This window comes from Nocardia sp. bgisy118, from assembly GCF_057708605.1.
The window spans coordinates 20,238-27,094 of sequence record NZ_JBYISM010000052.1 but is presented as its reverse complement, the minus strand read 5'-3'; the positions used below and the strand labels follow the sequence as shown (position 1 = coordinate 27,094).

At 69.5% G+C, this 6,857-nt stretch carries 6 protein-coding genes; 5 read left to right on the top strand and 1 reads right to left on the bottom strand.

Annotated elements, in window-relative coordinates:
- The first annotated feature begins 89 nt into the window (after nt 1–89).
- The 4 genes from AC3EO7_RS37200 to AC3EO7_RS37185 all read left to right on the top strand — a co-directional run bounded on the left by AC3EO7_RS37200 (nt 90) and on the right by AC3EO7_RS37185 (nt 3,877).
- Complete coding sequence (locus AC3EO7_RS37200; RefSeq protein WP_067781095.1) at nt 90–479, top strand: STAS domain-containing protein; 390 nt, start codon at nt 90–92, stop codon at nt 477–479.
- Nucleotides 469–882 (top strand): ATP-binding protein, encoded by a 414-nt coding sequence (locus AC3EO7_RS37195; RefSeq protein ID WP_431969100.1) that lies wholly within the window; start codon nt 469–471, stop codon nt 880–882. Before AC3EO7_RS37200 ends, AC3EO7_RS37195 begins: the two co-directional genes overlap by 11 nt.
- Nucleotides 875–1,510 (top strand): SpoIIE family protein phosphatase, encoded by a 636-nt coding sequence (locus tag AC3EO7_RS37190; protein ID WP_431968730.1) that lies wholly within the window; start codon nt 875–877, stop codon nt 1,508–1,510. The genes AC3EO7_RS37195 and AC3EO7_RS37190 overlap by 8 nt, the downstream gene beginning before the upstream one ends.
- A 66-nt stretch (nt 1,511–1,576) precedes the next feature.
- Entirely contained in the window at nt 1,577–3,877 is a 2,301-nt protein-coding gene (locus AC3EO7_RS37185) for a SpoIIE family protein phosphatase (RefSeq protein ID WP_431968732.1), read from the top strand.
- Between the two features lie 8 nt (nt 3,878–3,885).
- Here the strand turns inward: AC3EO7_RS37185 and AC3EO7_RS37180 are convergent, their stop codons facing one another.
- On the bottom strand, nt 3,886–5,136 hold the full coding sequence (locus AC3EO7_RS37180; RefSeq protein ID WP_435593790.1) for a PucR family transcriptional regulator: 1,251 nt from the start codon (nt 5,134–5,136) through the stop codon (nt 3,886–3,888).
- A gap of 250 nt (nt 5,137–5,386) precedes the next feature.
- Here AC3EO7_RS37180 and AC3EO7_RS37175 point away from each other — a divergent pair, with 250 nt between their 5' ends.
- A complete protein-coding gene (locus AC3EO7_RS37175; protein WP_435593793.1) occupies nt 5,387–6,844 on the top strand; it encodes a class I adenylate-forming enzyme family protein in 1,458 nt (485 codons plus the stop codon).
- The last annotated feature ends 13 nt before the right edge of the window (nt 6,845–6,857 follow it).

The following is a 6,857-nucleotide window of genomic DNA, read 5'->3' as shown; positions in this document are numbered from 1 at the left end:
AGAAGAGGCCGAACGCCTACTCGGCTACGAGGTGACGCGCGTGACCGATCGAGCGGCCGAACGCGACGGACGCTGATCGAGCGCCCGCGATGCCGGTCCCCATTCTCAAGCAAGGCACCTATCTCATCGCGTCGGTCCAGTCCGCACTGACCGACGCCGACACCGAGCGCCTGCAGGACGACCTGATGAAGCAGGTGAGCAGATACAGAGCGCACGGCATCATCGTCGACGTGACGGCGATCGACGTGATGGACTCCTTCGCCGCAAGATCGCTGCGCACCATCGCGCACATGACCCAGTTGCGCGGGGCGGAGACCGTCATCGTCGGACTGCAACCCGAGGTCGCGTTCGCCATGGTGCAGCTCGGACTGACCTTCGAGGACATGCACACCGCCCTCGACCTCGAAGAAGGACTGGCATGGCTGGATCGAAAATCTTCCGTACGCCGCCAGCGAGACGGTCGTGACAGTGGCCGCTGAGAACGTGGTGATCGCGGTCAAGCTGTCCGCGGACATCGTGACAGCACGACAAGCCGGACGGGAATTGGCAGCCAAACTCGGCTTCTCCCTGACCGACTGCACCATGATCTCGACGGCCATCTCCGAAATCGCCCGCAACATCACCAGTTACGCGGGCACCGGCGAAATTCGCCTGCTGGTCGACGATCGCGAGGGCCGCCAGGCGCTCGTGGTCCAGGCCAGCGATCAAGGACCCGGCATTCGCGACATCCCCCGCGCATTGGAGGACGGCTATTCGACGGGCCGCGGACTCGGGCTGGGACTGCCCGGCGCGCGACGGTTGATGGATCGGCTCACGATCGACTCCGCGCCCGGCCGCGGCACGTTGGTGGAAATGTGGAAGTGGGTACCCAACGGTGCATGAAGACGGGTTCATCGGCCGAATCGAGTGGGCGGTGGCCGGTCGGGCGTTACCGGGGCAGCACATCTCCGGTGACCGCTGCGTCGTCCTGGACGCGGGCGGCGGCGCGGTGCTGTTCGCGGTGCTCGACGGGCTCGGCCACGGCGCCGCCGCGGCGGACGCGGCCGACCGGGCCGCCCAGGTGCTCGCCGAGAACCGCTCCGAGCCTTTGGATGTGCTGATGGTGCTGTGTCATCGAGCCATGGCCGACACCCGCGGTGCCGCGGTGTCGCTGGCGCTGTTCGACGTCAAGGACACCATCTGCTGGCTCGGCGTGGGCAATGTCGATTCCCGGGTGCTCACCGCGAGCCCCGCCGGACTCACCGTGCGCGCCGCGGTCCTACTGACCGGAGGCATCGTGGGATATCGGCTACCGCAGAACCTGCAACCGCAGACCGTGCAGGTGCGCGCGGGCGATCTGCTGCTGATGACCACCGACGGCATCGTCACCGAGTCCGCCGAGGGCATCGACCTTTCCAGGTCCACCGCCGAGATCACCGCCGACATCCTGGCCCGGCACGCCAAGGACACCGACGACGCCCTGGTGCTGGCCGCCCGGCACCGCGGCGGGACCGCGAACGGGGTCTCATGAGCGAGGCGAAGGCATGAACGACGCGGCCGGGTGCAGGCGAGGCGAAGCCGGAAAGGGCGGTCGCCGATGAGCACTGTGCTGGCCGAATTCCTGGACGCCTACGCCGACGCCCTACGACGCCATCTGGACTCGCCCAGTCAGGACAGCCTGTCCGAGGGCTACGACCTCGGCCGACGCGCACTGGTCGAGGGCATCAGCCTGCTCGACCTCACCGAGAACCACTTCCGCCTGGCCACCGAGGCCGAACTGGCCGAGCGCGCGACCGAGGGCGCGCGGGAGCCGCGGATCGCCGAGACCGCGCTCGAATTCCTGTTGCAGACCCTCGCCGCGCTCGACATCGCCACCCGCGGCTACCTCGACGGCACCCGCCGCTACGAGCAACAGCGTTCGCGCGCAGACGATCTCGCGGGCCGCGACGCCTTCCGCACCGCGCTGGTCGAATCGTTGCAGGACGGGTTCTTCGTGGCCGACGCGCGCGGCACCATCGTCGAGGTGAACTCCGCCTTCGGCGCGCTCACCGGCTACGGTCCCGCCGACGTGCCGTACCCGGTGCCGCATCCGTGGTCGCTGCCCGCCGGGCCGCGCTACCCCGATCTCGGCACCGAGGCGCTGCGTTTCGTGCTGCCGATCCGGCACCGCGACGGGCGTCGGCTGTGGCTGGCGGTGAGCACCAGCGCGCTGGTCAAGCCGGAGAACAACGAGCTGATCTACGTCGGCACCATCCGCGACGTGACCGCCGAGCACGACGCGCAGGCCCGCGACCAGGCCGCCTCCCGGCTCGCCACCGCGGTGGGCGCGGCGACCAGCGTGGTCGAGGTGCTCGCGGTGGGCCTGGACGAATTGCGGCGCACCGTCGGCGCGGAGTCCGCGGTCGTCACCGTGTGGCCCAGCCGGAATGCCGACCCGGAGGTGTACGTCTCGGGATCTGTCGAGCGGCCGGGCGATTCGGCCGCAGGCGTCGAGACCGACCCCGCCGCGCTCGACAAACCCGCGCGCGCCCTGCTCGAGCGCGCCCGGCGCAGGCCGCCGCGCAGCCTGTTCGCGATCCCGGAAGGCGCGGAGAGCTCCGAGGGCATCGTCGCCCCACTCGGCGAAACCGGCGACGCCGCACTGTGGTTGCGCTTCGCCGCGCCGCGCGCGATCAGCGCCGCGGACTGGACGCTGTTCTCACTGCTGATCGGGCACCTCAGCCTGGCGGTACAGCGGGCGCGCAACTTCGATCAGGCCCGCGCCACCTCGCTCACCTTGCAGCGGGCCATGCTCGGCCCTATCGAGCTGCCGCCCCGGTTCTCGGTGCACTACGAACCGGCGCTGCCGCCGCTGGAGATCGGCGGCGACTGGTACGACGTGGTGCCGTTGCGCGACGGCACGATCGGCATCGTGGTCGGCGACTGTGTCGGCCGCGGCCTGTCCGCGGCCGTGGTGATGGGCCAATTGCGCACGGCGGGAAGGGCTTTGCTGTTGCGCGGCGCGGGCCCCGCACAGTTGCTCGCCGAGCTCGACACGGTGGCGAGCCGCATCCCCGGCGCCATGTGCACCACGGTGTGCGCCGCGGTGCTCGATCCGGTGCGCGGGCTGGTCCGCTACAGCAGTGCGGGCCACATGCCGCCGATCCTCGCCGACGTCGGCACGCCGGGCAGGCTGCTGGAGGGCGGGCGTTCGGTGCCGCTGGCCACCTTCGAGATGCCGCGCCGCCCCGAGGCCACCACCGCGCTGACGCCCGGCTCGACGCTGGTGCTGTTCACCGACGGTCTCGTCGAACAGCGCGGTGTCGACATCGACGACGGTTTCGCCAAGATCGCGGCCGTGCTCGCCGACACCGCGGGCAAACTGCCGCGCGAGGTGGCCGACGCGGTGCTCTCCCGGCTGCGTCCGGCCGCGGGTTACGACGACGACGTCGCGATGGTGGTCTACCGGCAGCCTCCCGCGCCGCTGCGCATGGACGTGCCCGCCGACGCCGACGAGCTCTCCGGCATGCGCCGCAGGCTCAAGGCCTGGTTCGCGGCCGCGGCCGTCCCGCACGATCTCGCCTCCGACCTGGTCGCCGCGGCGAACGAGGCATGCAGCAACAGCATCGAGCACGCCTACCGCAACGGCACGGCCGCGACCGAACACGTCGGGTTGAGCGCGGAATGCGACACCGAACGGGTGGTCATCGAGGTCACCGACACCGGCACCTGGAAGCCGCGCTCCGCCGATCCCGGCCATCGCGGCCGCGGCATCGACATGATGCGCGCGCTCACCGAGGAACTGGAGATCCACCACAACGGACCGGGCACGCGGGTTCGCATGTCGGTCACCCTTCCGGCGATCAAATCGCCCGTGGCGAACCCGCTGCGCGGCGCCAACCGTCGCATCGCCGGGTGACGCGACGGTCACTCTGCGGTGTCGGAGCGGCCGGAAGCCGGTGCGGTGATACCGAACTGCGCGCACACCATGAGCGCGATCTCGACGTCGAGCCGATTGGTGCCGAGCGAATGACCGAGCAGCTCTTCGGCTTTGCGCACCCGGTAGTGCACGGTGTTCTTGTGGACGTGCATGCGGGCGGCCGCGTCGGTGAGGCTGCCGCGCGCGTCCAGGTACACCTGGGCGGTCTCGCGCAGGCGGGCCGTCGACTCGTCGTCGCGCATCAGATCGCCGAGCACCCGGTGCGCCCAGGCCCGCACGTCCGGCAGGCGGTCCATCAGCAGACCGGCCACGGCGACGCGCGAGTACAGGGTCAGCTGGCGGACTTTGGCGGCGGCTACCGCCACGCCGCGCGCGCCCTGGGCGTCGTGGAACGTCTGCCGGAACCCGGCGAGCCCGAACCCGCGATCGCCGACCGCCATCCGGAGCGACGGTTGCTTGCGCAATTCGGCTTCGAGCACCGCCACGTCGAGTGAGGGTCTGCCCGTCGAGGAGATCCAGGCCCAGCAGTTGTGTTCGTCGACGAGGATCGTCAGCGGAAGCTTGCCGGTCGCGGTGGCGAGCATGCCCGCACCGGTGCGCAGCAGGTCGTAGGAGGCCGGGGAACCGGGCGGCGTCCAGATGATCGCGGCCAGATGCCAGCCGCGCAGCGAGGTCCCCAGCATCTGTTCCGCCGAAGGCAGATCCAGCCGCTCTCCCTCCAGGACGGCCCGGACCTGCGCGGCGCGCGTCGCGTCCGAGCGCGCGTCCCAGCGCCGCCGCTCGTTCTCGTAGATGTCGATGATGCCCTCGATGACTGCGTCGATATAACGGTTGACCAGTGACGCGATCCGGCTGGTGGTCGCCAGGGCCAGTTCGGCCGATGGGTCGAGTGTCCGCAGCACGCTCATCGCCGTCTGCGCGAACATGTGCTCCCCTAGGCGATAGGCGCGCAGCAAAGCCTCCAGCGACATCCCGTGCTGGGCGAACCGGCGGGCGTACTCGGCGGCGGCGGGCGGCACGGTGAGGTCGTCGAACGAGATGCCCAGCGTCAGCAGATCGAGGATCCCGGCGAGGTTCGAGGCCGTGCTGGCCACCATCAGCCGCCGCACCTCGTCGTCGTGCCGGAACTCCGGGATCATCTCGGCGAACATCGCGGTCATGTCCGTGAGCAGCCGGGGAAGGTCGGCTTTGATGTCTTCGGCGACCTCGCGGACCGTCGACTCGACCTCGTCGTTCATGCCCGCGCCCCGCCGCCCGGCTCCGGCACGGCTGTCGCACGTCGGCCCATCGTTCTCTCACTGCATTCGCTCATCGGCCCGGACGATACTCCAGGTCAGCGGTCCGGACGGGCGCTTGCGCACTCCCTTTGTGCCACGGGCACAACACGCGGCGGAAACTCTGGGATACCGGCCCGTAGCCCTGCCCCGGCAATTTCCCTACCTTGGGAATGTAATCCCCGTCACATACGCATTCGATGGTGAGGAAATGGTGCAGCACGTAGCCGAGACACCCCGCGTCCGGGCGCTCTGGAATCCGACCGGACCCTGCCTCGCGGACGATCGCGAAGAACTCGACAACGCGAATTTCGCGCGCCGCGTTCAGACCGCCGCGACAATTCTGCACACACACGGAGTGGGGCGCGGCGACGTGGTCGCGGTGGTCTTGCCGAATCAGCTGGAATTGGTGGTCATCCTTTTCGCGGCCTGGCATCTCGGCGCCGCTGTCACCCCGGTCAAACCGGATTCGACTTTCGACGAACTGCAATACCAGATTTCGGATTGCGCCGCGAAAGTCGTGATCACCGAAGGCGGGCGCGGCCTCGAGTCGCTGGATGTGGCCGACGTGGCGGGCCCCGCCGCGACGACCACCGCGCCGGTGCCCGCGGCCGTCACCGAGGACGACGCGACCGCGCTGATCATCTACACCAGCGGCACCACCGGACAGCCGAAGGGCGTGGTGCTCGATCACTCGAACATCGCCGCCATGTGCGCCATGCTCATCGAGACGCTCGGCCTGGACGAGACCGATCACAGCCTGCTGATCCTGCCGCTGTTCCACGTCAACGGGATCGTGGTCAGCGTGCTCTCGCCGCTGCTGGCCGGGGGCAGGGCCACCATCGCCGGGCGTTTCTCCGCGTCGACCTTCTTCGACGTGATCGAACGCGTCCGGCCGACCTACTTCTCCGCGGTGCCCGCGATCTACGCCATGCTGGTGACCCAATCCCCGGAGCGGACACCGGACACCTCGTCACTTCGCCGGGTCGTGTGCGGCGCGGCGCCGATGCCCGCCGAGCTCATCGCGCGGTTCGAATCTCGTTTCGACGTACCGGTCGTCGAGGGCTACGGCCTGTCCGAGGGCACCTGCGCGTCGACCGTGAACCCGCCGGGCGGGCCGCGCAAGCCGGGCACGGTCGGGGTGCCGCTGCCCGGTCAGACGGTCGCGATCGTGGACCCCAACGGCTTCATCGCCGATCCTGGCGAGACCGGCGAGGTGGTGATCAAGGGCCCGAACGTGATGCGCGGATACCTGGGCCGCCCTGAGGCGACCGCGCAGACCGTCGTCGACGGCTGGCTGCACACCGGCGACGTCGGCTACTTCGACCAGGACGGCTACCTGGTGCTGGTCGACCGCATCAAGGACATGATCATCCGCGGCGGGGAGAACATCTACCCCAAGGAGATCGAGAACGTCCTGCACGCCCACCCGGACGTGCTCGAGGCCGCCGTGGTCGGCGCACCGCACGAGGTGCTCGGCGAGGTGCCGGTCGCGCACGTGGTCGCCATGCCGGGGACCACGGTCACCGCCTCGAACTTGCTCGATCATTGCGGCATCTCGCTGGCCCGGGTCAAAATCCCGGTCGCCATTCATCTCACGGAAGAACTACCACGCAATCCGGTGGGCAAGATCGACAAGAGAAAATTGCGCACGATGCCGGCTCCTGCCTGAGCATCGACAGCAT

Bases quoted from the DNA above. Each gene is read 5' to 3' on its own strand.
- AC3EO7_RS37185 (WP_431968732.1), top strand. From the start codon at position 1,577: ATGAGCACTGTGCTGGCCGAATTCCTGGACGCCTACGCCGACGCCCTA.
- AC3EO7_RS37200 (WP_067781095.1), top strand. From the start codon at position 90: ATGCCGGTCCCCATTCTCAAGCAAGGCACCTATCTCATCGCGTCGGTC.
- AC3EO7_RS37180 (WP_435593790.1), bottom strand. From the start codon at position 5,136: ATGAACGACGAGGTCGAGTCGACGGTCCGCGAGGTCGCCGAAGACATC.